The sequence below is a fragment of the Catenuloplanes niger genome (genome assembly GCF_031458255.1).
GTDB lineage: Bacteria > Actinomycetota > Actinomycetes > Mycobacteriales > Micromonosporaceae > Catenuloplanes > Catenuloplanes niger.
This window is the reverse complement of the sequence record NZ_JAVDYC010000001.1, coordinates 4,756,212-4,777,943: the sequence shown is the minus strand read 5'-3', so window position 1 is coordinate 4,777,943 and position 21,732 is coordinate 4,756,212. Positions and strand designations below refer to the sequence as shown.

Below are 21,732 nucleotides of genomic sequence, written 5' to 3'. Positions count from 1 at the left end.
GTCAGTTCAGGAAGCCGGAGATGCGCTCGCGGAGGTCGGCGCGGTGGGTGAAGACCGGGCCGGGCCGGTCGTAGACGTGCAGCGTCGCGCGCGGCAGCATCCCGGCGAGCCGCTCGGCCGCCTCCACCGGGTGCAGGTCGTCGCCGCGCGCGCCGATCACCAGGGCCTCCGCGGTCACCGTGCCGAGCGCGGCGGTGTCCGGCACCGGGACCGCGTCGGCCAGGCCGGCCAGGTCCGCACCGAGACCGTCCCGGGACAGCTGCTCGACGCGTTGGCGTAGGTAGCCCCAGCCGGCCGGGGTGTTGCGCACGGACGGCGGGAGCTCCGCGGAGACCGCCTCCGCGACCGCGGCCAGGTCGCCGTCCTCGACGGTCGCGAGCAGCGTCTCGATCCGGTCGCGCAGCGCGTCGCCGCGCGGCTCGTCCACCGGGATCGGCAGGAAGAAGACCACCCGGGAGAACCGGCCCGGGCTCTCCGCGAGCAGGCGGGCCAGCGCGGCAGCGCCCATGCTGACGCCGAGCGCGCGGGTGGCGTCCGACAGGTCGGCGACGGCCCGCAGGTCACGGGCCAGGTCGGCATAGTCCCACGGGCCGGGCGGCGCCTCGGAGCGCCCGTGGCCGCGGAACTGGAAGAAGACGCGCCGGCCGAGCACGGCGCTGGCCAGCGGCCGGGTCGCGGCGATGCTGCCGGCCAGCCCGTGCGCGAACACGGTGCCCGGGTCGCCGGTGCCGCCGATCAGCCGCTCCAGCCGCACCCCGTGCGGGGTCCGCACGATGTCGGTCGGCGGTTCGGGAAGCGTGGGACGGCCGCTGCGCGGGGCCGAGGGGCCGGGACCGTAGGTCCGAGGGCCGCCGTCGGGGCGGGGCGGCCAGCGGAAATCTCTCACCAGAAGCCTTTGCCGTCGGAGAGGTCCCGCAGGCCGACGCGGACGTCCAGCAGGTACACCATCGCGGCCGCGATGCCGATCATCTGGAAGATGGTCTGCCGGCTCAGCAGCAGGCAGAAGACCATGCAGAGACCGAGGATCGCCAGCCAGCCGCCCTTGGGCAGCGTGCCGATGGCGGGGAAACCGTCCGCCCGCTGGGTGAGGCAGTGCACGAACGAGACGCCGAGCACGACCAGCGCCAGAAAGAGGATCACCAGGTCGATGATGTTGCGAACGTAGAAGGCGAAGATCGGGACGTCGGCTGCCATGCCCCAAGCTTAGAGCGTTCCCCGCCGCGCGGTAGCGGAGCGCGAGGCCCGCGCATCGGGCCTCGCGCTCGCCGGGTCACTCCGCGGCCGGCGCGGCCTTCTTCGCCACCCGCTTCCGCGGGCCCGGCACCGCGGCCACATCCGCCGGGGTCGCGGTCGCCGCGGCCACGTCCGCCGGAGTCGCGGTCGCCGCGGCCACATCCGCCGGGGTCGCGGTGACCTCGGCCGGGGCCTCGGTCGCCTCGATGTCCGCGTTCACCGTGTCGGCGGCCTGCACCACGCCGGTGCCGACCACGCGCTCGCCGTGCGCGACCAGCGCCGCGTACGTGCTGACCGCGCGCTGCTGTGCGACCTGCGCGCCGGCCTGGGCGACCGCGAGCGCGGCGGCCGCGTTGCGCTTGGCGGCCTCGGTCAGCTTCGCCACCTCGCTCTCCGGGCCGGCGGCGCGCTCCCGCAGCGTGCCGGCCTGCGCCTGGGCGACCTTCAGGCCCTCGACCGCACGGGTACGGATCTCGTCGCGCCGCCCGTTCAGCTCCTCGGCGCGGGTGCGCAGCTCCGCCACCGCGACCGGCACGCGCTCGCGCAGCTGCTCGACCACCTCGGGAAGCTTGCGGATCTGCTGGTACGCCAGGTCGCCCGCGCCGGCCACCGCGTAGAGCGGCGTGGGGATGCGGGTGTTCGCGGGGGTCGTGGTCTCGGTCTGGTTCGTCATGGCGTCTCCTCCGTCGTGGGGGTGGTCGTGGTCGGCGCCTTCGTCACCGGGGGCGCCTGCTCGGCCGCGTCACCGTCCGTCGCGGCCTTCTCCGTGCCGTCCGTCCGCACGCCCGCCGCCGCGGCGGAGGCCCCGGCCGCCGCAGCCCCCGCCGTGTCGGAAGCTGTGGCGGCCGTGGCAGAAGCCGCGGCAGCAGCCGTCGCAGCCTCCGCCGCGGCGGTCTCGGCGGCCGCAGCGGCCGCGGCCGCGGCCTCGCGTGCGTTCTCCCGGCGGAACGTGTCGTAGATCTGGGTGAGGGACTGCTTCTGCGCCATCGTGAGGTCCGGGTCGCCCGCGATGGCCTCCAGCACGCCGGGCGCGTCGCCCTCGAGCAGCCCGGCCCGCAGGTACATCGCCGGGGTGGAGACCCGCAGTGCGCCCGCGAGCTGCTGCAGCACCTCGGCGCTCGGCTTGCGCAGGCCGCGCTCGATCTGGCTGAGGTACGGATTGCTGACCCCGGCCTGCTCGGCGAGCTGCCGGAGCGAGATCTTCGCGTTGCGCCGCATGTCGCGGATGAATCCGCCGATGTCGCGCGGTAGGTCTGCCGGTGCCATGCCTCGACGGTAGTCCCGAGTGCTAACTCTTGCAAGCAAAGTGCTAGCGCGAGTTAGCACCGTCACTCGGGGCGCGTTACGGAACGTAGACAGAACTCGCATTGCCGCGGGCATCGATGCGACCTACTGTCGCTAGGTGCCTTATCTTGATCTTCCAGGGGCGAGCCTCGCCTACGACGACGACGGCACCGGCCCCGCCGTGCTCCTGCTGCACGCGGGCATCGCCGATCGACGCATGTGGCGCGAGCAGGTCGGTCCGCTCTCCGTGATGCACCGCGTGATCCGGCTGGATCTGCGCGGCTACGGGGAGTCCACGTTGACCCGCACGCCGTTCGCGCACCACGACGACGTGATCGCGTTGCTGGACGCGCTGCAGATCCAGCGGGCCGTGCTGGTCGGGGCCTCGTTCGGCGGCGCGGTCGCGATCGACACCGCGATCGCGTACCCGGACCGGGTCGCCGGCCTCGCGCTGATCGGCTCCGCGCTCTCCGGCCACGAGTGGTCCGAAGAGGTGGACGAGCTGTGGGAGGCGCTCGCCGCCGAGGTCGGCACGGACGACGTGGACGCGATGGCCGAGGCCGAGGTCCGTTTCTGGGTGGTCGGTCCCGGGCGGGACATCGCGACGATGGACCCGGACCTGCTCGAACTCGCCTGGCGGATGGACCGGCGCGCGCTCGCGGCCGAGGCCGCGCTGGGCCAGGTGGACGTGCACCAGCTGAACCCGGTGGCCACCTACCGGCTCGCGGAGGTGCGCCCGCCGACGCTGGTCACGGCCGGTGCTGCGGACGTGCCGGACATCCGCCGGCTGGCGGACCGGATGGCCGCGGAGATCCCGAACGCGCACCGCCTGCCGGACATCCCGGACGCGGCACACCTGGCCCCGCTGGAGCGGCCGGAGGCGGTCAACCGCATCGTGCTGTCGTTCCTGGGCGCTCTGCGCGGCTGACCAGGTCGAGGCGTCCCGCGGGCCGGCGGGACGCCCCGGTCAGGCGGTGAGGCCGAGCAGCTCGCGGGCCTGCGCGGGCGTCAGCGGCGGGCGCTGGGCGAGCTGAGCGAGGCCCACCGCCCGCGCCACCAGCTGCATGTTCGACTCGACCGGCCGGTGCTTCGCGTAGGTCAGCGTGTCCTCCATACCGACCCGCAGGTGCCCGCCGGCGGACAGCGCGGCCAGCATCACCGGGATCGTGGTCCGCCCGATGCCGGTCGCGGAGAACGTCAGGTCGTCCGGCAGGTCACGCATCGCGGCCAGGCACGCGGCGACCGTCTCGGTGGTGCCGTCCATCCCGCCGGGCACGCCCATCACCAGGTCGAGGTGGACGTGACCGCCGGCCGGCAGCCCGTCCTCCGCCAGCAGCCGCCGCAGCGCGTGCAACTGGCCCAGGTCGAAGATCTCGTACTCCGGCACGATCCCGCGGTCCCGCATGCGACGGTGCAGGTCGACGACGAACGGCCAGCGGTTCAGGAACACGCCGTCGCCGAAGTTGACCGAGCCCATGGTGAGCGACGCCGCGTCCGGCCCGGCGTCCAGCACCGCGCGGCGCGCCTCCTCCGGGTCGCCGACCGCGCCACCCGTGGAGAGCTGCACGATCAGGTCGGTCTCGGCGCGCAGCGCGGCCACCGTCTCGCGCAACCGGCCCGGGTCGAGCGTGGGCTCGCCGGCGTCGTCCCGCACGTGGACGTGGATCATCGCGGCGCCGAGCGCGGCGCACTCCTTCGCGGTGTGCAGCAGCTCGTCGAGCGTGACGGGCAGCGCCGGCGCGTCCTGCTTACGCGTCTCCGCCCCGGTCGGCGCCACCGTGATCAACGTGCCGAGGGACATCCGGCGTCCTTCCGGGAGCTACAGGGTCATCGTCGGGTCGATGGCCGCGGCCGACACGCCCACTCGCAGCGCCGCGTCGTCCGGCGTGTTCCGCTTGATCACGGCCAGCGCGATCGTACCGAGCTCGTGGTGCCGCACGGCCGTGCCGACGAAACCGATCTCCTTACCGGTCTCGTTCGTCACCGGCGTGTGCACGGCCGGTGACTCGTCCGAGCTGATCCCGTCCAGGTGCAGCAGCACCATGCGGCGCGGCGGCCGGCCCAGGTTGTGCACGCGCGCGATCGTCTCCTGACCGCGGTAGCAACCCTTGTCCAGGTGGACCGCGGGCTCGATCAGGCCGACCTCGCTCGGCAGCGTCCGGTGGTCGGTCTCGAACCCGGCCCGCGGCAGGCCGGCCGCCACCCGCAGCGCCTCATAGGCCCACAGACCCGCCGGGGGTACGCCGAGCGCCGTCACCAGCGCGGCGACGCCCGCGCGCGGCACGATCAGGTCGTAGCCCAGCCGCCCGGCCCGCACGAACCCGCCGGACGGCAGCGCGCGCACCGCGTACCCACTGGTGGGTTGGGGTTTGAGCAGGCCGCTGGGGAACTTGGGGCCCGGCACCGGCTGCACCGACGGCGGCGGCAGGTCCGGCACGCCGATCCGGGCCAGCGCCTCGGCGGCACGGGGGCCGTCCAGCGTGAGCACGGCCCACTCCGCGGTCGCGTCGCGCGGCTCGACCCGGGTCAGGAAGACCATCTTGGACAGGAACGTGAGCAGGCCCGCGGTGCCGGCCGGCTCGGTGTCCAGCCAGACCGTCTCGCCGACCTCGGCGACGCCCGCGTGGTGCTCGACGTGCCCGTGCGGCGACAGCACCAGCAGCTCGGTGCCCTGGCCGTCGCGCAGGTCGGCGAGGTGCTGGGTGGTCAGCGAGTGCAGCCAGCCGGCCCGCTCCACGCCCGGCACGGCCAGCACGCCGCGGTGCGACCGGTCCACGATGCCCGCCTCGGTGTCGAGCAGGCGCTGCTCGCGGGCCGGGTCGCCGTAGTGGGCGGCCACGTCCGTGAAGCCCTTGGCGTCGGGGACCGACTCGTCCAGCTCCCGGATTCCGACCGCGCCCGGCACGTCCAGCATCTACTTCTCCCTGCTGATGTCTCCGCACTCGGCGCACGTGCCGAACAGGGCCACGTGCCCGACGTCCACGGTGAATCCTTTCTCGCGGGTGAGCTCATCGGCCAGCGGCGCCATCAGCATGGGGTCCATCTCACTCACCGTGCCGCAGTGCCGGCAGACCAGATGGATGTGCTGGTCGTGCCCGCCCGGGTGGTAGGTGGGCGAGCCGTGCGACAGGTGGGTGTGCCGGACCAGCCCCAGCTCCTCCAGCAGCTCGAGCGTCCGGTAGACGGTGGTGATGTTGACGCCGGCGGCGACCTCACGCACGGCGTTGTGCACCTGCTCGGGGGTGGCATGGCCCAGCTCGTGCACCGCCTGCAGCACCAGCTGGCGCTGCGGTGTCAGCCGCAGTCCACGCTCCCGCAACATCTCGGCCAGCGTTGTTTCGGACACCGAACGAGCATACGGTGCCGCGGCCGTTCGGCGCTCCACGCCGTGAGGCGCGCTGGCCCCCGCCCCGCTCCGGGTGGCTAGTAGACGAGCGCTTGGGCGGCGTCGGCCAGGGACTCCTCCACGAAGACCGCGGCACCGGCGATCCGGACGCCGTCGAGCACGTCCTCGGGGCCGATGTCCCGGCGGGCCGCGCACTGCGTGCACAGCGTCACCCGGCCGCCGGCCAGCACCGCGTCCAGCAGGTCGGGCAGCGGCGCGGAGTGCGGCAGCGTGAACTCGGCGGCCCGGCCCGGCAACGCGAACCAGGCGGACTCGCCGGTCAGCCACAGCGAGACGTCGACGCCGGCCGCGACCGCGGTGGCGGCGACCGTGAAGGCCTGGGCGCAGCGCTCCGGTGCGTCCGCGCCGGAGGTCACCTTGATGACGAGAGATCGGGCCATGACGGTCAGCATAGGATGGGCCGGTCATGGTTACCGAGATCGGGTTTGTCAGCCTGCTGGTGGCGGGCTTCGGCGCGCTCGCGGGTGGTCTCGCGTATCTCGCCGTAAGGATTTCAAGGGGACGCTGGTGACTTCGCCGGACGCATCGTCGGACAACCCACTACTGCCGCCGTGGGCCTCGCTCGCCCCGGTGGAGTACGCGTACCCGTTCGAGGAGACGCACGACCTGCGCTCCGGGCCGGATCTGCACCCGCACCTGCTGGGCCTGTTGCCGTACGTCGGCGTGTGGCGCGGCCGGGGCCAGGGCGGCTATCCGACGCTCGAGGGTGAGGACTTCCACTTCGCGCAGGAACTGCGGATCAGCCACGACGGCCGGCCGTTCCTGTTCTACGAGTCGCGCGCGTGGATCATCGACGAGGAGGCGAAGCCGATCCGCCCGGCCGGGCGGGAGATCGGCTGGTGGCGCCCGGTGGTGGTGAACGACCGGGTCACCGACGACGTCGAGGCGCTGATGACCAGCCCCACCGGCATCATGGAGATGTACGTCGGCAAGACCAAGGGCACCACCCAGATGGAGCTGGTGACGGACCTCGTCGTGCGCACCGCCACGTCCAAGGAGGTGACGGCGGGCCACCGGCTCTTCGGCATCGTCGAGGGCGCGCTGCTCTACGCGTACGACATGGCCGCCGAGGGGTTGCCGCTCACGCCGCACCTGTCCGCCCGGCTGCTGCGCGTCGCGGGCTAGGTCGTCGGCGGACCGGTTCGGTCAGCAGGAGGTGGTCGCGGCGACCGCGATCTCGCCGCCGTCGGCCACCTCCACCGCGACGCCCTCCCGGGCGCCGTCGGAGTAGGCGAACCGCTTCTCGCCACTGGTCAGCACCAGCCCGGCCCGCGGCGTCAGCACGTCGGCGAGCGCGGGTGCCCGCTCCGGGAAGCCGGCCACGAGCGTGGTGGTGAGTGCGCCGCCCGCCGGGCACGGCACGGACGCCGCGCTCTGCCGCGAACCCTGCGCGCCCAGCGCCGCGAGCACGCCCTCGGCGCGGCCGGCCGACATCGGGTCCGGGGCCGGCTCCGCGACGGCCGGCAGCGGGCCGTCGACCGGCCGGCAGCCGGTCTCCAGCGACACCCGCAGCACGCCCGGCTCCTCGACGATGCCGCGCAGCCCGATGAAGTCGCCGGCGTCCACCCGGAACGAGTTCGTCACGCCGCCGGCGTCCCGGCCCAGCCAGCTGCGGTAGCCGGCGGGCAGCGCGCCGGCCGCGGCGACCCGCTCGATCAGCGGCGCGGTGTCCTCCGGTGTGATGTGGACGGTGGCCCGGCGGGTCAGCTCCGCGCCGTCCCGCGCGGTCGTCACCCGGCAGCCCGGCTCGATCCGCGGCGACTCCAGCACGATGACCGGTCGCACGCCGCCGTCGCCCGGCCCCTCGGCCAGCTTCGCCAGCACGGTGCCGTACGCGGTCTCGGCCACCGGCACCGCCCGGTCCAGCGGCCGGTGGTCCCGCACGGTCGGGGCGTCGGTGCGGTACGAGTAGTAGCCCAGGCCGGCGATCACCAGCACCCACACGGTGACCGCGGCCGGCATCACGCCCCGGCGCCGCCACCACGGGGAGACCTCGGCCTGCGTCACCTCGCCATGGTGTCAAAACGAGGAAAGCCGGTCCGCCCCGGGTGCGGGACGGACCGGCCGGTGGTCGGTGCGGTGACGTCAGTCGCCGACGGTGACCGCGAACTCGTTGAGGCCGCGGTCGGCGGAGACCGTCAGGTCACCGTTGCCGTGGCGGGACAGGGCACGCAGCGTCCACGAGCCCGGGGCGGCGAAGAACCGGAACTGGCCCGCGGCGGACGTGACGACCTCCGCGGTGAACTCGCCGGTCGAGTCGAGCAGGCGCACGTACGCACCCTGCACGGCCTCGCCCTCGGCCGAGGTCACCACGCCGGTGATCACGGTTTCCTTCGTCAGGTCGATGCCGGCCGGCAGCGGGGCGGCCTGGTCGGGCGCGGCGCAGGTCGCGTCGGTGACAGTGGTCATGGTGATCACGCCTTTCCGGGCTCGTCGCCGAGGACCACGGGCACGCCGACGAGCGAGCCGTACTCGGTCCAGGAACCGTCGTAGTTCTTCACGTTCTGGTGGCCGAGGAGCTCCTTGAGCACGAACCAGGTGTGCGAGGAGCGCTCGCCGATCCGGCAGTACGCGATGGTGTCCTTGCCGTCGTCGAGCCCGGCGTCGCCGTAGATCTTGCGGAGCTCGTCGTCGGACTTGAACGTGCCGTCCTCGTTCGCCGCCTTGCTCCACGGCACGCTGACCGCGGTCGGGATGTGACCGCCGCGCTGCGCCGACTCCTGCGGCAGGTGGGCGGGGGCGAGCAGCCGGCCCGCGTACTCGTCGGGGGAACGCACGTCGACGAGGTTCTGCGTGCCGATCGCGGCCACGACCTCGTCGCGGAACGCGCGCAGCGACAGGTCCTGCTCCTGGGCCACGTAGGTGGTCGCCGGGCGGGAGACCTCGCCCTTGACCAGCGGGCGGCCGTCGAGCTCCCACTTCTTGCGGCCGCCGTCGATCAGCTTGACGTCGCGGTGGCCGTAGAGCTTGAAGTACCAGTACGCGTACGCCGCGAACCAGTTGTTGTTGCCGCCGTAGAGCACGACCGTGTCGTCGTTCGAGATGCCGCGGGACGACAGCAGCGCCTCGAACTGCTCCTTGTTGACGAAGTCGCGGCGGACCTCGTCCTGCAGGTCGGTCTTCCAGTTCAGCTTGATCGCACCGGCGATGTGGCCGCCGTCGTAGGCGGTGGTGTCCTCGTCGACCTCGACGAAGACGATGCCGGGCGCGTCGATGTTCTTCTCGGCCCAGTCAGCCGAAACGAGTGCGGTGTCGCGACTCATCGAATCACTCCTTGTGAGGATTTGGTGGGTCGAGTCAGCGCGCGGATTTATCGGTGAGAGTTTGTCGCACCACGCGCGGGACCCTGTAGGTGGAGGGTTCTCGTGTTTGTGCGACGGCGCCGGTGCCGGGCTCAGAGAGATCGAGTGCCACGCGGTCGCGCGACTCGATCGAGCCGACGCGCAGGCGTGAAGGCAGCCCCGCCGTCAGTAGACGCGGGGACAGAGGCAGGCGGCCACGCGGCACAGGTCGACCGCGCGCCTTTTAGTGAGCATCGTGCCCATGCGAAGGACCCTACCAGCGGGTCCAGGTGACGGACAGGGGCGACCACCATGCGGGAAGTGACCACTCCCACGCTCGGTCGCCGCCCCGGCCGGGCCGAGGGACTAGTGGGCTGTCCACGAACGTTTGCCGGGTCCGGGGTTAGGCGGCGGTCTGGGTGCGTGGTCGACCCCAGCGGTGTTGGCGTTCGCTGCGGATGCGGGCGCGTTCGCGTCGTTGGGCGGCCAGGACGTCGGGGTGGCGGGCGTTGGCGTTGCGCCAGCGTAGGTATTTCTGCAGCTCGCCGGTCTGGACGGTGTGGTTCGGGTGGTCCGAGCCGGCCATGACGAACGTGCGGAGTGGTCCGAACTGGGCCTCGATCGGGTTGGCCCAGGACGCGCTGGTCGGGGTCAGGCACAACTCGACCTTGTTGAGGGCCGCCCACCGGCGGATTTTCGCGGTCTTGTTCGCCGACAGGTTGTCGAGGATGACGTAGATCGGTGCCCCGTCCGGCCGCGCCGCGCGGATCGATTGCAGCGCGGCGAGGCTGTGATCTGCGCCTTTGCGGCGGCGGACGACTCCCCAGAGCTGGTCGTCGCCGAGGCTGTAGCAGCCGTGGAAGTAGCGGATGCCGTGCGTGCGGGTGTAGGTCGCGGGCAGCCGGCCCGGATCGGATCGCGGTGCCCACGTGCTGCCGTGGTGCGGGCGGATCGATAGCGGCCCGAACTGGTCGAAGGCGAAACACCGGTCCAGGAACGCGTTCGTGACCTGCTCTATCCGGTCGAGTTTCGCGTCGAAGTCCGGATCCGACGATTCCTTCCAGGTGCGTGTGCGCTGCCAGGACACGTCGTTGTCATGCAAAAGTTGCCGCAGCCGCTCCGGGCTGACGACCACCCGCCGGGCGGCATCACGGCCGGCGAGGTAGTCGGCGAGTTTCCGCAGGCTCCACCGGGTGAAGGGCTGCCCGAGCCGGCGCGGGTGTTGCGTGGCCGTCGTGACGATGAACGCTTCGTCGTCTTCACTGATCCGGCGGGGACGGCCGCCCGCCCACTGAGGGTTTAGGCAGGCCAGCCCCATCTGATTGAACATGTGGATCACGTCCCGGACCGTGTCCTCATGCGCGGCGACCAGCCGGGCGATCGCCGGGACCGGGGTCCCGGACGCGGACGCCATGATGATCAACGCCCGGCGGACCCGGACCGAGTCGTGCTTCCCGCGCCGGACGAGTTGTTGCAGCCTGCGGCCCTCGTCCTGGGTCAACCGCCGTGCCCGTACCGGCTCAGCCACCCCACACCACCCACCCTCGTCAGCGAACAACGCTGCCGAGACTGCCCCCGAACCACCGCCGGGCGGCGCAAGCCGCCCGGCGTGTCTCAGACCCGGTGAACGTTCGTGGACAGCCCACTAGGCGCCGCCCTGGTTCAGCGGGACGTCCTTCGCGGTCGCGGTGACCTGCAGCCCCTCGGCGGCCGGCTTGATCTCGGTGACCTGCAGGCCGAACGGCAGCGCCGGGAGTGCCACGTTGAGGGACAGCTGCTCGGCGTACCCGCTGATCAGGTTCTGGACCAGCGCGTTGTCCGGCAGGCCCTCGGCGGAGAGCGTGTCGAAGCGGACCTGCACGGTGTTGTCCTGGACCGCGATGTTCGCCGTGCCGTTCAGCTCGACGCGCTGGCCGAGCACCTCGACCGGGAGCGTCGCGCCCAGCTTGCCGTCCCGCTCGGTCAGCGTGACGCCCTCCTGGCCGATCATGCCGGCGAGGCTGGTGTAGTCGATCGTGCCGACGCCGTTGACGTTCGACGCGACGATGTCGCCCTGGCCGGTGCGCAGCGTGTCGAGCGGCGCGGAGACGCCGGTCGCGTCGATGTCGAGCGTGGGGATGCGGACCACGTCGGCCGCGCCGGGCACCGGGCCCTGCACCTCGCGCAGCAGCACGGATATCTCGTCGTACCGCCCGGCCAGCACCTGGGTCAGGAACGGGACGCCGCCCACGGACACCTCGGCCGGCTCGGCGCTGAGGCCCTGCGCGGCGAGCTGACCGTCGATCTCGGTGCCGATGCGGTTCTCCGCGTAGCCGTGCGCCACCCGGTCCGCGACCACCACCAGCACGCCCAGCACGATCAGGAACACGATGAGCGTGATGAGCAACGCCCGTCCCCGCCGGCGGCGCCGCGGCCGCTCGACCTCAACCTGCTCGGTCGGCTGCTCGTACACCGTCACCGTCGCCTCCCAGCGCACTCGTTCACTCGAGTCTTGTTACGGAACCGGATACCCATCGGGCTCAGGTGAGGAACATGACAGACATCAGGTACGCCATGGACGCGGCAAGCGCGAAACCGCCCAGCGGACCCTGCATGTGCCGGGCCAGGAACATGGTCGGCGCGTCGCCGGCGAGCTGGCGGCCGGCCTCCGAGTAGTCGGTGGCGAGGTCCACCAGGCTCGCGGCACCGGCCGCGACCAGCCCGACCAGCGCGGCGCTGCCGGGGTCGAAGCCGACCTGGTACCGCCCGATCACCGCGGCCACCGCGGTGCCGATCATGGTGCCGAGCACCACGCCCAGGCCGCCGCGCGGCACGTGCGGCTCGAACCGGGGCCAGGCGAACACGGAGTCGAGCGCGCGCGCGACGACCAGCGCCACCCCGGCCGCGGTCAGGCAGACCACGATCGCCTGGGTGCCGGCCGGCTTGCGGGTCAGCACGATCAGCATGGCCAGCACCACCACGCCGAGCACGATCACCAGCGTGGAGAAGAACGACTCACGCACCCGGGCCCGGTCCTGCGCGCGGAACAGCTGGCCGAACACGCCGGCCGCGAGACCGCCGCACGCGACCCAGACCAGCGGGCCGATGCCGGCCACCGTGGGCAGCACGGCCGCGGCGTCCGCGGCCAGTGCGGTGCCCACCGCCACCGTCGCGACCAGCGGCAGCGCGGGCGGCCGGGTCGCCATCGTCCAGGCCAGGATGAACAGCAGCTGCACGCCGAAGACCACGGTCGCGTACGGCAGGCGCGCGTTGCCCGGTCCGGAGGTCTGCGCGCCGAAGATCAGGCCGATCGCCAGCAGCGCCGCGAACCCGGCGATGGCCAGGGAGAGCAGCCGGCGTACCTCGACCGGCTCGATCGGTTCGTCGTCCTCCTCCGCCTCCGCGGCGCGTCGGGCGTCGCCGACCAGGCTCGGCGCCTTGGGGAAGAAACCGGCGTCCTTGGACGGGCCCGTGGGGCGGTCGTCATCCGCTGCGGAGGGGAACACGACTGCGATGGTGCCAGACGCGGAACAGCGACGCGCAGCACGCCGATCGCGCGTGTGTTCATCCGGTGTCAATACCGCGTCCGCTTGCTCACTCCTTGAACTCGCAGGAGCGCTTTTGTTTAACGATCGGCTAAGGTAATGCCTTGACGCCCGTCAGCGATGCCGGGACCAAACGTCGAATTGGAGATCAGCCGGTCTGGGGATCAGCCAGTTCGGGGTGGCCGGCCTGAGGTCGGCGCCGCTACCGGTCACCTGCGCGGCCCCGCCGCCAGGACGGAGGTCTGTGTGGAAATTCTGCTGCTGGTGACGGCACGCGCGGGTGAACCGTCCGTCGTGCTTCCCGCCCTCGATCTTCTCCCCCACTCGGTGCGGACCGCTCCCCGCGACGTACGCACCCTCGTCTCCGGCCCGAGCCCGGACGCCGTCCTCGTGGACGCCCGCTCGGAGCTCGCCGAGGCCCGTGCGACCTGCCGCATGCTGCACGCCACCGGGCTCGGTGTCCCGCTCGTCGCGGTGGTGACCGAGGCCGGCCTGATCGCGCTGAACGCGGACTGGGGCGTCGACGACGTCATCCTGGCCAGCGCGGGCCCCGCCGAGGTGGAGGCGCGACTGCGGCTCGCGGTCGGCCGGCTCACCAACGCGACCGCCGGTGCCGGGGGGCTGATCCGGGCCGGCGAGCTGTCGATCGACCCGGACACGTACGCGGCGAAGCTCAAGGGCCGCCCGCTCGACCTGACGTACAAGGAGTTCGAGCTGCTGAAGTTCCTGGCGCAGCACCCGGGCCGGGTCTTCACCCGCGACCAGCTGCTGCGCGAGGTCTGGGGCTACGACTACTTCGGCGGTACGCGCACGGTCGACGTGCACGTGCGGCGGCTGCGCGCCAAGCTCGGCTCGGAGTACGAGTCGATGATCGGCACGGTCCGCCAGGTCGGCTACAAGTTCGTGGTGCCGCCGAGCCGGCCGCTGCCGGAGTCGGAGCTGGCCCCCATCCCGGTCGGGTAACCGAACCCCACAGAATTCCAACGGCCCGGCGGGCGCGGTGATCTACATCGCGCCCGCCGGGCCGTTTGCTGTGTGCCTCTGACCTGCAACTTTGATAACGAGAACGTCACGGCAACAACTCGTGACGATATCAACTGGGACGATATAAGCGATATATCGGGCAGCAGTAACTCGGTTCACGAAACGGACAACTCTTCCTCAGACGCAGGACACGTCCGGGCTCAAACCTGTTAAGTCCGTGTTCATTTACACCGGGCGTTACGGCTACCTGACGCTCCTAGCTTGCAAACCAGCCGGTGCGATTCCGGCGGCCGGGACGCCCAACCCGGCGAACCGTCCATTGAAGGGAATTCCCACGGTGAAGCTCCACCGGCACGGCGCTCTCGCGTGCCTCGCCCTGACCACGACGCTCGCCCTGAGCGCCTGCGGATCGGACAACACGGAGACCGAAGCGGCCGCTCCCGGCGCGTCCGCCCCCGCCGCCGCCAACTGCGCGACCGGCACGCTGAACGCTCAGGGTTCGTCCGCGCAGAAGAACGCGGTCGCTGAGTGGATCAAGGCCTACCAGACCGCGTGCGCCGGCTCGACCATCAACTACGAGGGCTCGGGCTCCGGCGCCGGCATCAACGCCTTCATCGCCGGCACCGCGGACTTCGCGGGCTCGGACTCGGCGCTCAAGGAAGACCAGCAGCCGAAGGCCGACCAGCGCTGCGCGGGCAACCCGGCCATCCACCTCCCGGCGGTCATCGGCCCGATCGCGGTCGTCTTCAACGTCGACGGCGTCGAGAAGCTCAACCTGACGCCGGCCACGCTCGCGAAGATCTTCGCCGGCAAGGTCACCAAGTGGAACGCGCCGGAGATCGCCGCCGACAACTCCGGCGTCACCCTGCCGGACGTCACCATCAACCCGGTCCACCGCTCGGACGAGTCGGGCACCACGGAGAACTTCACCAAGTACCTGGCGAAGGTCGCCGAGGCCGACTGGACCTACGAGGCCGCCAAGTCCTGGCCGTCCGACATCAAGGGTGGCACCGGCCAGAAGGGCTCGGACGGCATCGCCTCCGCCGTCGCCAGCTCGGCCGGTTCCATCGGCTACGTCGAGATGTCCTTCGCGGAGAACTCCGACCTCGCCACCGCCGCCATCCAGAACGGTGCGGGTGAGTTCACCGAGCTGACCGCCGAGGCGGCCGGCAAGACCATCGAGGGCGCCGAGGTCACCGGCACCGGTAACGACCTCAAGATGTCCGTCGACTACGCCACCAAGACCGCGGGTGCCTACCCGATCGTCCTGGTGACCTACGAGATCGCCTGCTCGGCCGGCAACGCCGCGGACAAGCTCGCGCTGATCAAGGGCTTCCTCGGCTACGCCGCCAGCACCGAGGGCCAGGCCGCGCTGCTCGAGCTGGGCTACGCCCCGCTGCCCGAGACGGTGCGCGCCAAGGTCGAGACCGCCGTCGCGGCGATCGCCTGACGGTCCGACAACCCCCCGATACGAACGCCTAAGACGGAGCGCGCTGATGGGTGACACCCCTCCCCGCTCGGTCGACGCCGGTGCCGGCGGCCCAGGTGGAAACACCAGGGCCGCCGGCCTCGCGGCGTCTGCCGATGGCCTCATCGAGAACAACTCCAGTAACGGCCGGCGCACCCCGCTCGGGGGGAACGGCGGCGGCACCGCGCTGCCGCGCGCCAAGGCCTTCGGCACCGAGCCGGCCTTCCGCGGCCTGACTCTCGCCGCCGGCACCACCGTGCTGGTCATCATCGTCGCCATCGCGGTCTTCCTCATCACCGAGGCGATCCCGGCGCTGCAGGCCAACGAGGAGAACTTCCTCACCTACAACAACTGGGCCGCCACCGGCACGCCGCCGCGGTTCGGCATCGCCGCGATCGTCTTCGGCACCGTGGTCTCCGCGGTCATCGCGCTGATCATCGCCGTGCCGATCGCGCTGGGCATCGCGCTCTTCCTGTCGCACTACGCGCACCGGCGGATCGCCACCGGCCTCGGCTTCGTCATCGACCTGCTCGCGGCCGTCCCGTCCGTGGTCTTCGGTCTGTGGGGCCGGTCCGTCTTCATCGAGCCGGTCCGGGACTTCTCGGTCTGGCTGCACACGTACTTCGGCTGGATCCCGTTGTTCGGCGGTGAGGGCCCGTACGGCAACTCGATCCTGCTCGGCTCGCTGGTCCTGGCGATCATGATCCTGCCGATCGTCACCTCGCTCTCCCGCGAGGTGTTCATGCAGACGCCGAAGCAGAACGAGGAGGCCGCGCTCGCGCTCGGCGCCACCAAGTGGGAGATGATCCGCACCGCGGTGCTGCCCTACGGCCGCCCCGGTGTGATCGCCGCCGTGATGCTCGGCCTCGGCCGCGCGCTCGGCGAGACCATCGCGCTGGCCATGACGCTCGGCTCGTCGTTCATCATCACGGCCGACATCATCACCAACGGCGGTGCCACGATCGCGTCGAACATCGCCAACGGCTTCGGCGAGGCCAACGACATCGGCCGCGGCGCGCTGATCGCTTCCGGCCTGGTCCTCTTCGCCATCACCCTGGTGGTCAACATGGCGGCCCGCATCATCATCTACCGCCGCCGCGAGTTCACGGATGTGGCCGCATGACACTTCTCGCCCCGGAACAGGACGTCAAGGCCGGCAGCCTGCACACCAGGCGGCTGCCCGCCTGGGCCGCGATCGCCACCGCGGTCGCCGCGCTGGCCCTCTCCGCCGTGCTGGTGCTGGGCACCGGCATCGGCAACTGGGTGCTGGTCATCGTGCTAAGCGCGGTCTTCTACCTGATCGGCTTCTTCGTCGCGGCGAACGCGGTGGAGGGCGTCCGGTCCGCGCGCAACCGCACCTGGAGCGCGCTGATCCACGCCGCCTGCGTGCTGGCGATCCTGCCGCTGGCCTCCGTGGTCTGGACGCTGGTCTCCAACGGCGTCAACCGGCTCGACGCGGACTTCTTCCTCACGTCGATGAACAACATCGGCGCCCGGGACCCCAACGGTGGCGCCTACCACGCGATCGTCGGCACGCTGGAGCAGGTCGGCATCGCCGCGCTGCTCACCATCCCGCTCGGCGTCCTCGGCGCGATCTACCTGGTCGAGTACGGCCGCGGCCGGCTGGCGCTGGCGATCCGTTTCTTCGTCGACGTGATGACCGGCATCCCGTCGATCGTGGCCGGTCTGTTCGTGCTCGCGTTCTGGGTGCTGATCGTCACGCCGATCTTCAACGACGGCAGGCCGGGCTACTCCGGCTTCGCCGCCGCACTGGCGCTCAGCGTGCTGATGCTCCCGACGATCGTGCGCTCCACCGAGGAGATGCTCCGGCTGGTGCCGGCGCCGCTCCGCGAGGGCGCGTACGCGCTGGGCGTGCCGAAGTGGAAGACCATCCTGCGGATCGTCATCCCGACCGCGCTGCCCGGCATCGTCACCGGCATCATGCTGGCGATCGCCCGCGCCGCCGGCGAGACCGCGCCGGTGCTGCTGGTCGCCGGCGGCACCGCCGCGATCAACTTCAACCCGTTCGAGAACAACCAGTCGTCGCTCGCACTGTTCGTGTTCAGCCAGGCCACCGAATCGACGCGGTTCTCCCCGGACCGCGCCTGGACGGCGGCGCTCACCCTGGTGGCGCTGGTCCTGATCCTGACCATCGGCGCGAAGCTGATCGCCCGCCGCAACCGGCTGACTCGCTGAAGCACCCCGAGGAGTAACCACCATGGCAAAGCGCGTCGAGGCGACGAACGTCAACGCGTTCTACGGCTCGTTCAAGGCCATCGAGAACGTCAGCATGGTCGTCGAACCGAAGACCGTCACCGCGCTCATCGGCCCGTCCGGCTGCGGCAAGTCCACGTTCCTCCGGTCGATCAACCGGATGCACGAGGTGCTGCCGAACGCCCGGGTCGAGGGCACGCTGACGCTCGACCAGGAGAACATCTACGACAAGCACGTGGACGTCACCGCCGTCCGCCGGCTGATCGGCATGGTGTTCCAGCGGCCGAACCCGTTCCCCACCATGTCGATCTTCGACAACGTGGTGGCCGGCCTGAAGCTCAACGGCGTCACCAAGAAGTCGGTGCTGAAGGAGGCGGCGGAGAAGTCGCTGCGCTCGGCGAACCTGTGGGACGAGGTCAAGGACCGGCTGGAGAAGCCGGGCGCCGGCCTCTCCGGCGGCCAGCAGCAGCGGCTCTGCATCGCCCGCACCATCGCGGTCGAGCCGCAGGTCGTGCTGATGGACGAGCCGTGTTCCGCGCTCGACCCGATCTCGACGCTGGCGATCGAGGACCTGATCTTCAAGCTGAAGGACCGGTTCACGATCATCATCGTCACGCACAACATGCAGCAGGCGGCGCGCGTCTCGGACCGTACCGCGTTCTTCTCGATCGACAAGACCGGTGACCCGGGCCGCCTGATCGAGTACGACGACACCCAGAAGATCTTCTCGAACCCGAGTGTCAAGCGGACCGAGGACTACATCACCGGCCGCTTCGGCTGAGCCTCGTCCCGGCAGGACCGACAACGCCCCGGTGGTACGCCACCGGGGCGTTTCGCGTCAGACGTCGATGACCAGGCGGCCGTCGACCGCGCGCGGGATGACCGGCGCGGACGGATCGCGGGTCGCGGCGGCGGCCAGCGCACCCGCCAGGTCGCCGGCGGCGGCAAGCTGGCGCAGCGTGACCACGGTGGGCGGCAGCATCACCCACTCGCCCGCGGCCTGCCGGTCCAGCGCCTCGCCGGGCGTCACCCAGGCCGTGTCGTCCGACTCCGTGGTCAGCGCGCGCGGGTCGGCGCCGGGCGGCAGCGCGACCAGGTAGAAGTACGTGTCGAAGCGGCGCGGTTCGAACTCCGGCGTGATCCACCGGCTCCACGGCGTCAGCGCGGCCGGATCGAGCAGCACACCGGCCTCCTCCGCCACCTCGCGCGCGGCCGCCTCCGGGGGCGTCTCACCGGGTTCCGCGCTGCCGCCGGGGAACGCCCACACGCCGCCGAAGACCATCGCGGACGCGCGGCGCATCACGTACACCCGCATGGGCCCGTCGGGTTTGATCATGACGACCGTGGCGGCGACGCGGGGCACGACCGGGTTCTCCCCCGAGTCGGCGAAGCGGCGCATGCGGTCGACCATGGGCGCGGGCAGGGGCCACAGCTCAGCCATTCCGCGACCCTAACCCGGCGCGACGTCGGATAGCGTGCGTCACATGAATGATCGACCCGTTCGCTGGGGCATCCTGGCCACCGGCGGTATCGCCGCCTCGTTCGCGGAGGACCTGAAGCTGCTGCCGGACGCGGAACTGGTGGCCGTCGGTTCGCGGTCGCCGGAGTCCGCGCGGGCGTTCGCCGCGACGCACGGCATCCCGCGCGCCCACGGCAGCTGGGCCGAGCTGGCCGCGGACCCGGACGTCGACGTGATCTACGTGGCGACGCCGCACTCCGCGCACTTCGAGGCCACCATGACCTGCCTGGACGCGGGCAAGGCGGTGCTCTGTGAGAAGCCGTTCACGCTGGACTCGGCGCGGGCCCGGCAGATGGTCGAGCGTGCCCGGGAGAAGAACGTGCTGCTCATGGAGGCGATGTGGACGCGCCTCAACCCGGTGGTGCTGCGCGCGGTGCAGCTGGTCCGGGACGGCGCGATCGGCGAGGTCACCACCGTGTCGTCCGACTTCGGCGTGTACGGGCCGTTCCCGCCGGAGCACCGGATGCGCGCCCGGGCACTCGGCGGCGGCGCGCTGCTGGACCTGGGCGTCTACCCGATCGCGATCGCGCTGCTGTTCCTCGGCATGCCCGATCACGTGCGCGCCTGGGCGAAGCTCGGCCCGGAGGGCACGGACGAGAACACCGCGATGATCTTCGGATACGACCGGGGCGCGGTCGCCACGCTGACCTGCGGCATCCTCGGTGTCACGCCGAACAGCGCGGTGATCAGCGGCAGCGCCGGCCGGATCACGCTGCACGACCCGGCGTTCGTGCCGCGCGCGATGACGCTGCACCGGGACGGCGCGGAGCCGGAGGTGTTCACGGAGGAGTTCCCGGGCAAGGGCTACCAGTTCGAGGCCGCGGAGATCAACCGGTGCCTGCGGGCCGGGCTGATCGAGAGCCCGGCGATCCCGCACTCGCTCACGCTCGACGTGATGGGCCTGCTGGACGACGTGCGCGCCCAGATCGGCCTCTCCTACGACTGATCGGGCCGGTCAGCGATCGAGGCGTCATTCGGCTCGCCGGAACGAGCGGAATGACGCCTCGACACGGGGCCGGTCAGCCGAAGAGTGGCGCGACCACGAAGTAGGTCAGGCAGGCGATGAGCGCCGCGGCCGGGAACGTGGTCACCCAGGCGATCACGATGTTGCCGGCCACGTTCCACCGGACCGCGGACAGCCGCTTGGTCGCGCCGACACCCATGATCGCGCTGGTGATGGTGTGCGTGGTGGAGATCGGCGCGTGCAGGACCAGCGCGTTGAAGTAGAGCACGCCGCTGGCCACGGTCTCGGCCGCGAAGCCCTCCGGCGGGCGCAGGTCGATGATCTTGCGGCCGAGCGTCCTTATGATCCGCCAGCCACCCGCGTAGGTGCCGGCCGCCAGCATGGCCGCGGACGTCCAGAACACCCACTCCGGGATGTGCGTCTTGTCGTCCGCGAACCCACCGGTGTAGAGCGCCAGCACCACGATGCCCATGGTCTTCGCCGCGTCCTGCATGCCGTGGCCGACCGACATCGCGGCCGCGGACGCGGTCTGCGCCCAGCGGAAGCCACGGTTCAGCTTGCCCGGCTGCCCGTTCCGGAAGATCCACAGCAACGCGATCATCACGACGAAGCCGAGCGCGGCGCCGACCAGCGGCGACACCACCATCGGGATCAGCACCTTCTCCACGATGTTGCCCCACTGCACGGAGCCACCGGCCGCGAAGAGCGTGGCGCCGACCAGGCCGCCGAAGAGCGCGTGCGAGGACGACGAGGGCAACCCGAAGTACCAGGTGATCAGGTTCCAGGTGATCGCGCCGATCACACCGGCGAAGAGCACGCCGAGGCTCTCCACGCCGGTGGGCAGGTGGACCAGGCCGTCGCCGACCGTCTTGGCCACGCCGGCGCCGAAGTGCGCGCCGACGAAGTTGCCGACCGCGGCCATCGCCAGCGCCACCCGCGGCGTCAGCGCCCGGGTGGAGACGCTGGTCGCGATCGCGTTCGCCGCGTCGTGGAAGCCGTTGGTGTAGTCGAACACCATCGCCACCACGATCACCGCGATAACAGCGATGAGCTCGGGACTCACGACTCTTTGACCGCGATCGTCTCGACGGTGTTGGCCACGTGCTCGAACGCGTCGCAGGCCGCCTCCAGCTCGTCCGCGACCTCCTTGAGCTTGAGCACGGTGAGCGCGTCGTACTCGCCGGAGAAGAGCCGGACCAGCAGCATCCGGTACGCCCGGTCGCCGTCGTTCTCCAGCCGGTTGCACTCGATCCAGTACGCCTCGAGGTCCTTCAGCGCGCGCAGCTTCGGCATCGCGGCCGCGGTCAGCTTCGCCTGCTGGTCGAGCACGTTGACCAGCTCGTGCAGCTCGCGCGGCAGCGCCGGCAGCTTGGTCAGACCGTAGAGGTAGAGCAGGTTGCCGACCGCCTCGAGGTGGTCCATCACGTCGTCGAGCTGCGACCCGAGGGAGTAGATGTCCTCCCGGTCGAACGGCGTGACGAACGTGGAGTTGATCTTCTTGTACAGCTCATGGGTGATCGCGTCGCTGTCGTGCTCGACCTCGGTCAGCCGCTCGCTGACCGACTGCACGTCGACGCCCGGCAGCGACAGTTCGTTCAGCAGCTCGGTGCCGCGAACCAGGTTGTGCGCGGCTCTGGTGAAGAGCTCGTAGAAGGCGCCCTCGACGGGACGGAAGGAAAACCTCACGGAGTGGACCTCGCTGCGTCTGGCCGGCGTTCCCGCGGCCGGGGCTGTTCGCGGCAGGTCGACATCGATCCTGCGCAGGTGATGCTAAGGAACGGCGCGCGTGCGTAAACCCCCGGATACCGCCTGTATCACGTCATTCAAGTCGCGTTCACCGCCCATTAACCTTGTG

At 71.3% G+C, this 21,732-nt stretch carries 27 protein-coding genes; 9 read left to right on the top strand and 18 right to left on the bottom strand.

Annotated elements, in window-relative coordinates; genetic code table 11:
- Nucleotide 1 precedes the first annotated feature (1 nt).
- The 4 genes from J2S44_RS21135 to J2S44_RS21120 all read right to left on the bottom strand — a co-directional run bounded on the left by J2S44_RS21135 (nt 2) and on the right by J2S44_RS21120 (nt 2,499).
- Nucleotides 2-886, bottom strand: coding sequence for an alpha/beta fold hydrolase (locus J2S44_RS21135; RefSeq protein ID WP_310416655.1), 885 nt, complete (start codon nt 884-886; stop codon nt 2-4).
- The gene (locus J2S44_RS21130; RefSeq protein WP_310416652.1) at nt 883-1,194 is read right to left on the bottom strand and encodes a DUF2516 family protein; all 312 of its coding nucleotides are present in this window, start codon (nt 1,192-1,194) and stop codon (nt 883-885) included. Before J2S44_RS21130 ends, J2S44_RS21135 begins: the two co-directional genes overlap by 4 nt.
- 76 nt (nt 1,195-1,270) lie before the next feature.
- Complete coding sequence (locus J2S44_RS21125) at nt 1,271-1,906, bottom strand: hypothetical protein (protein WP_310416649.1); 636 nt, start codon at nt 1,904-1,906, stop codon at nt 1,271-1,273.
- The gene (locus J2S44_RS21120) at nt 1,903-2,499 is read right to left on the bottom strand and encodes a helix-turn-helix domain-containing protein (protein ID WP_310416647.1); all 597 of its coding nucleotides are present in this window, start codon (nt 2,497-2,499) and stop codon (nt 1,903-1,905) included. The genes J2S44_RS21125 and J2S44_RS21120 overlap by 4 nt, the downstream gene beginning before the upstream one ends.
- Before the next feature lie 136 nt (nt 2,500-2,635).
- Between J2S44_RS21120 and J2S44_RS21115 the strand changes: the two genes are divergently transcribed.
- Nucleotides 2,636-3,445: an alpha/beta fold hydrolase gene (locus tag J2S44_RS21115; protein ID WP_310416645.1), complete on the top strand. Its 810-nt coding sequence runs from the start codon at nt 2,636-2,638 to the stop codon at nt 3,443-3,445.
- A 39-nt stretch (nt 3,446-3,484) separates the two neighbouring features.
- Here J2S44_RS21115 and J2S44_RS21110 read toward each other — a convergent pair whose 3' ends face one another.
- The 4 genes from J2S44_RS21110 to J2S44_RS21095 form a co-directional block, all read right to left on the bottom strand.
- Complete coding sequence (locus J2S44_RS21110) at nt 3,485-4,318, bottom strand: beta-keto acid cleavage family enzyme (RefSeq protein WP_310416644.1); 834 nt, start codon at nt 4,316-4,318, stop codon at nt 3,485-3,487.
- A gap of 18 nt (nt 4,319-4,336) precedes the next feature.
- Entirely contained in the window at nt 4,337-5,431 is a 1,095-nt protein-coding gene (ygfZ, locus tag J2S44_RS21105; protein WP_310416642.1) for a CAF17-like 4Fe-4S cluster assembly/insertion protein YgfZ, read from the bottom strand.
- A complete protein-coding gene (locus J2S44_RS21100; protein ID WP_310416639.1) occupies nt 5,432-5,863 on the bottom strand; it encodes a Fur family transcriptional regulator in 432 nt (143 codons plus the stop codon). It abuts the gene before it with no gap.
- A 77-nt stretch (nt 5,864-5,940) separates the two neighbouring features.
- Nucleotides 5,941-6,315, bottom strand: a complete 375-nt coding sequence (locus tag J2S44_RS21095; RefSeq protein ID WP_310416635.1) for a DsrE family protein — start codon at nt 6,313-6,315, stop codon at nt 5,941-5,943.
- A 14-nt stretch (nt 6,316-6,329) separates the two neighbouring features.
- Between J2S44_RS21095 and mtfM the strand changes: the two genes are divergently transcribed.
- Nucleotides 6,330-6,434 carry a small membrane protein MtfM gene (gene mtfM / locus J2S44_RS21090; protein WP_306835781.1) on the top strand — a complete coding sequence of 35 codons (105 nt, stop codon included), beginning with the start codon at nt 6,330-6,332 and terminating at the stop codon, nt 6,432-6,434.
- The gene (locus tag J2S44_RS21085) at nt 6,431-7,048 is read left to right on the top strand and encodes a heme-binding beta-barrel domain-containing protein (RefSeq protein WP_310416633.1); all 618 of its coding nucleotides are present in this window, start codon (nt 6,431-6,433) and stop codon (nt 7,046-7,048) included. The genes mtfM and J2S44_RS21085 overlap by 4 nt, the downstream gene beginning before the upstream one ends.
- Nucleotides 7,049-7,069: 21 nt before the next feature.
- Here the strand turns inward: J2S44_RS21085 and J2S44_RS21080 are convergent, their stop codons facing one another.
- From J2S44_RS21080 to J2S44_RS21050, 7 genes are all read right to left on the bottom strand, one after another.
- Complete coding sequence (locus tag J2S44_RS21080) at nt 7,070-7,930, bottom strand: hypothetical protein (protein ID WP_310416630.1); 861 nt, start codon at nt 7,928-7,930, stop codon at nt 7,070-7,072.
- 78 nt (nt 7,931-8,008) lie between these two features.
- Nucleotides 8,009-8,332: a DUF1416 domain-containing protein gene (locus J2S44_RS21075; RefSeq protein WP_310416627.1), complete on the bottom strand. Its 324-nt coding sequence runs from the start codon at nt 8,330-8,332 to the stop codon at nt 8,009-8,011.
- Nucleotides 8,333-8,337: 5 nt separating this feature from the next.
- Nucleotides 8,338-9,186, bottom strand: coding sequence for a sulfurtransferase (locus J2S44_RS21070; RefSeq protein WP_310416625.1), 849 nt, complete (start codon nt 9,184-9,186; stop codon nt 8,338-8,340).
- 204 nt (nt 9,187-9,390) lie between these two features.
- Complete coding sequence (locus J2S44_RS21065; protein ID WP_374728003.1) at nt 9,391-9,459, bottom strand: Ms5788A family Cys-rich leader peptide; 69 nt, start codon at nt 9,457-9,459, stop codon at nt 9,391-9,393.
- Between the two features lie 148 nt (nt 9,460-9,607).
- On the bottom strand, nt 9,608-10,732 hold the full coding sequence (locus J2S44_RS21060) for an IS630 family transposase (RefSeq protein WP_310409359.1): 1,125 nt from the start codon (nt 10,730-10,732) through the stop codon (nt 9,608-9,610).
- 117 nt (nt 10,733-10,849) lie between these two features.
- Nucleotides 10,850-11,662 carry an LmeA family phospholipid-binding protein gene (locus J2S44_RS21055; protein ID WP_310416621.1) on the bottom strand — a complete coding sequence of 271 codons (813 nt, stop codon included), beginning with the start codon at nt 11,660-11,662 and terminating at the stop codon, nt 10,850-10,852.
- Between the two features lie 61 nt (nt 11,663-11,723).
- Nucleotides 11,724-12,689: a phosphatidylglycerol lysyltransferase domain-containing protein gene (locus J2S44_RS21050; RefSeq protein WP_310416618.1), complete on the bottom strand. Its 966-nt coding sequence runs from the start codon at nt 12,687-12,689 to the stop codon at nt 11,724-11,726.
- 285 nt (nt 12,690-12,974) lie between these two features.
- On the opposite strand from J2S44_RS21050, the gene J2S44_RS21045 reads away from it, so the two are divergent.
- From J2S44_RS21045 to pstB, 5 genes are all read left to right on the top strand, one after another.
- Nucleotides 12,975-13,691, top strand: a complete 717-nt coding sequence (locus J2S44_RS21045; RefSeq protein ID WP_307242625.1) for a winged helix-turn-helix transcriptional regulator — start codon at nt 12,975-12,977, stop codon at nt 13,689-13,691.
- Between the two features lie 358 nt (nt 13,692-14,049).
- Complete coding sequence (gene pstS / locus J2S44_RS21040) at nt 14,050-15,162, top strand: phosphate ABC transporter substrate-binding protein PstS (protein ID WP_310416615.1); 1,113 nt, start codon at nt 14,050-14,052, stop codon at nt 15,160-15,162.
- Between the two features lie 46 nt (nt 15,163-15,208).
- On the top strand, nt 15,209-16,303 hold the full coding sequence (pstC, locus tag J2S44_RS21035; RefSeq protein WP_310416613.1) for a phosphate ABC transporter permease subunit PstC: 1,095 nt from the start codon (nt 15,209-15,211) through the stop codon (nt 16,301-16,303).
- Entirely contained in the window at nt 16,300-17,376 is a 1,077-nt protein-coding gene (gene pstA, locus J2S44_RS21030) for a phosphate ABC transporter permease PstA (RefSeq protein ID WP_310416610.1), read from the top strand. The genes pstC and pstA overlap by 4 nt, the downstream gene beginning before the upstream one ends.
- A gap of 22 nt (nt 17,377-17,398) precedes the next feature.
- The gene (pstB, locus tag J2S44_RS21025; RefSeq protein WP_310416607.1) at nt 17,399-18,175 is read left to right on the top strand and encodes a phosphate ABC transporter ATP-binding protein PstB; all 777 of its coding nucleotides are present in this window, start codon (nt 17,399-17,401) and stop codon (nt 18,173-18,175) included.
- Between the two features lie 57 nt (nt 18,176-18,232).
- Here the strand turns inward: pstB and J2S44_RS21020 are convergent, their stop codons facing one another.
- Nucleotides 18,233-18,835: an NUDIX hydrolase gene (locus J2S44_RS21020; protein ID WP_310416604.1), complete on the bottom strand. Its 603-nt coding sequence runs from the start codon at nt 18,833-18,835 to the stop codon at nt 18,233-18,235.
- A gap of 43 nt (nt 18,836-18,878) precedes the next feature.
- Between J2S44_RS21020 and J2S44_RS21015 the strand changes: the two genes are divergently transcribed.
- Nucleotides 18,879-19,859, top strand: a complete 981-nt coding sequence (locus tag J2S44_RS21015) for a Gfo/Idh/MocA family protein (RefSeq protein ID WP_310416601.1) — start codon at nt 18,879-18,881, stop codon at nt 19,857-19,859.
- 73 nt (nt 19,860-19,932) lie between these two features.
- Here J2S44_RS21015 and J2S44_RS21010 read toward each other — a convergent pair whose 3' ends face one another.
- Both J2S44_RS21010 and J2S44_RS21005 read right to left on the bottom strand, forming a co-directional pair.
- On the bottom strand, nt 19,933-20,940 hold the full coding sequence (locus J2S44_RS21010) for an inorganic phosphate transporter (protein ID WP_310416599.1): 1,008 nt from the start codon (nt 20,938-20,940) through the stop codon (nt 19,933-19,935).
- Complete coding sequence (locus tag J2S44_RS21005; RefSeq protein WP_310416596.1) at nt 20,937-21,563, bottom strand: DUF47 domain-containing protein; 627 nt, start codon at nt 21,561-21,563, stop codon at nt 20,937-20,939. Before J2S44_RS21005 ends, J2S44_RS21010 begins: the two co-directional genes overlap by 4 nt.
- Nucleotides 21,564-21,732 lie beyond the last annotated feature (169 nt).

Bases quoted from the DNA above. Each gene is read 5' to 3' on its own strand.
- pstB (WP_310416607.1), top strand. From the start codon at position 17,399: ATGGCAAAGCGCGTCGAGGCGACGAACGTCAACGCGTTCTACGGCTCG.
- ygfZ (WP_310416642.1), bottom strand. From the start codon at position 5,431: ATGCTGGACGTGCCGGGCGCGGTCGGAATCCGGGAGCTGGACGAGTCG.
- J2S44_RS21130 (WP_310416652.1), bottom strand. From the start codon at position 1,194: ATGGCAGCCGACGTCCCGATCTTCGCCTTCTACGTTCGCAACATCATC.
- J2S44_RS21095 (WP_310416635.1), bottom strand. From the start codon at position 6,315: ATGCTGACCGTCATGGCCCGATCTCTCGTCATCAAGGTGACCTCCGGC.
- J2S44_RS21125 (WP_310416649.1), bottom strand. From the start codon at position 1,906: ATGACGAACCAGACCGAGACCACGACCCCCGCGAACACCCGCATCCCC.
- J2S44_RS21120 (WP_310416647.1), bottom strand. From the start codon at position 2,499: ATGGCACCGGCAGACCTACCGCGCGACATCGGCGGATTCATCCGCGAC.
- J2S44_RS21015 (WP_310416601.1), top strand. From the start codon at position 18,879: ATGAATGATCGACCCGTTCGCTGGGGCATCCTGGCCACCGGCGGTATC.
- J2S44_RS21020 (WP_310416604.1), bottom strand. From the start codon at position 18,835: ATGGCTGAGCTGTGGCCCCTGCCCGCGCCCATGGTCGACCGCATGCGC.
- pstA (WP_310416610.1), top strand. From the start codon at position 16,300: ATGACACTTCTCGCCCCGGAACAGGACGTCAAGGCCGGCAGCCTGCAC.
- pstC (WP_310416613.1), top strand. From the start codon at position 15,209: ATGGGTGACACCCCTCCCCGCTCGGTCGACGCCGGTGCCGGCGGCCCA.
- J2S44_RS21075 (WP_310416627.1), bottom strand. From the start codon at position 8,332: ATGACCACTGTCACCGACGCGACCTGCGCCGCGCCCGACCAGGCCGCC.
- mtfM (WP_306835781.1), top strand. From the start codon at position 6,330: ATGGTTACCGAGATCGGGTTTGTCAGCCTGCTGGTGGCGGGCTTCGGC.
- J2S44_RS21110 (WP_310416644.1), bottom strand. From the start codon at position 4,318: ATGTCCCTCGGCACGTTGATCACGGTGGCGCCGACCGGGGCGGAGACG.
- J2S44_RS21070 (WP_310416625.1), bottom strand. From the start codon at position 9,186: ATGAGTCGCGACACCGCACTCGTTTCGGCTGACTGGGCCGAGAAGAAC.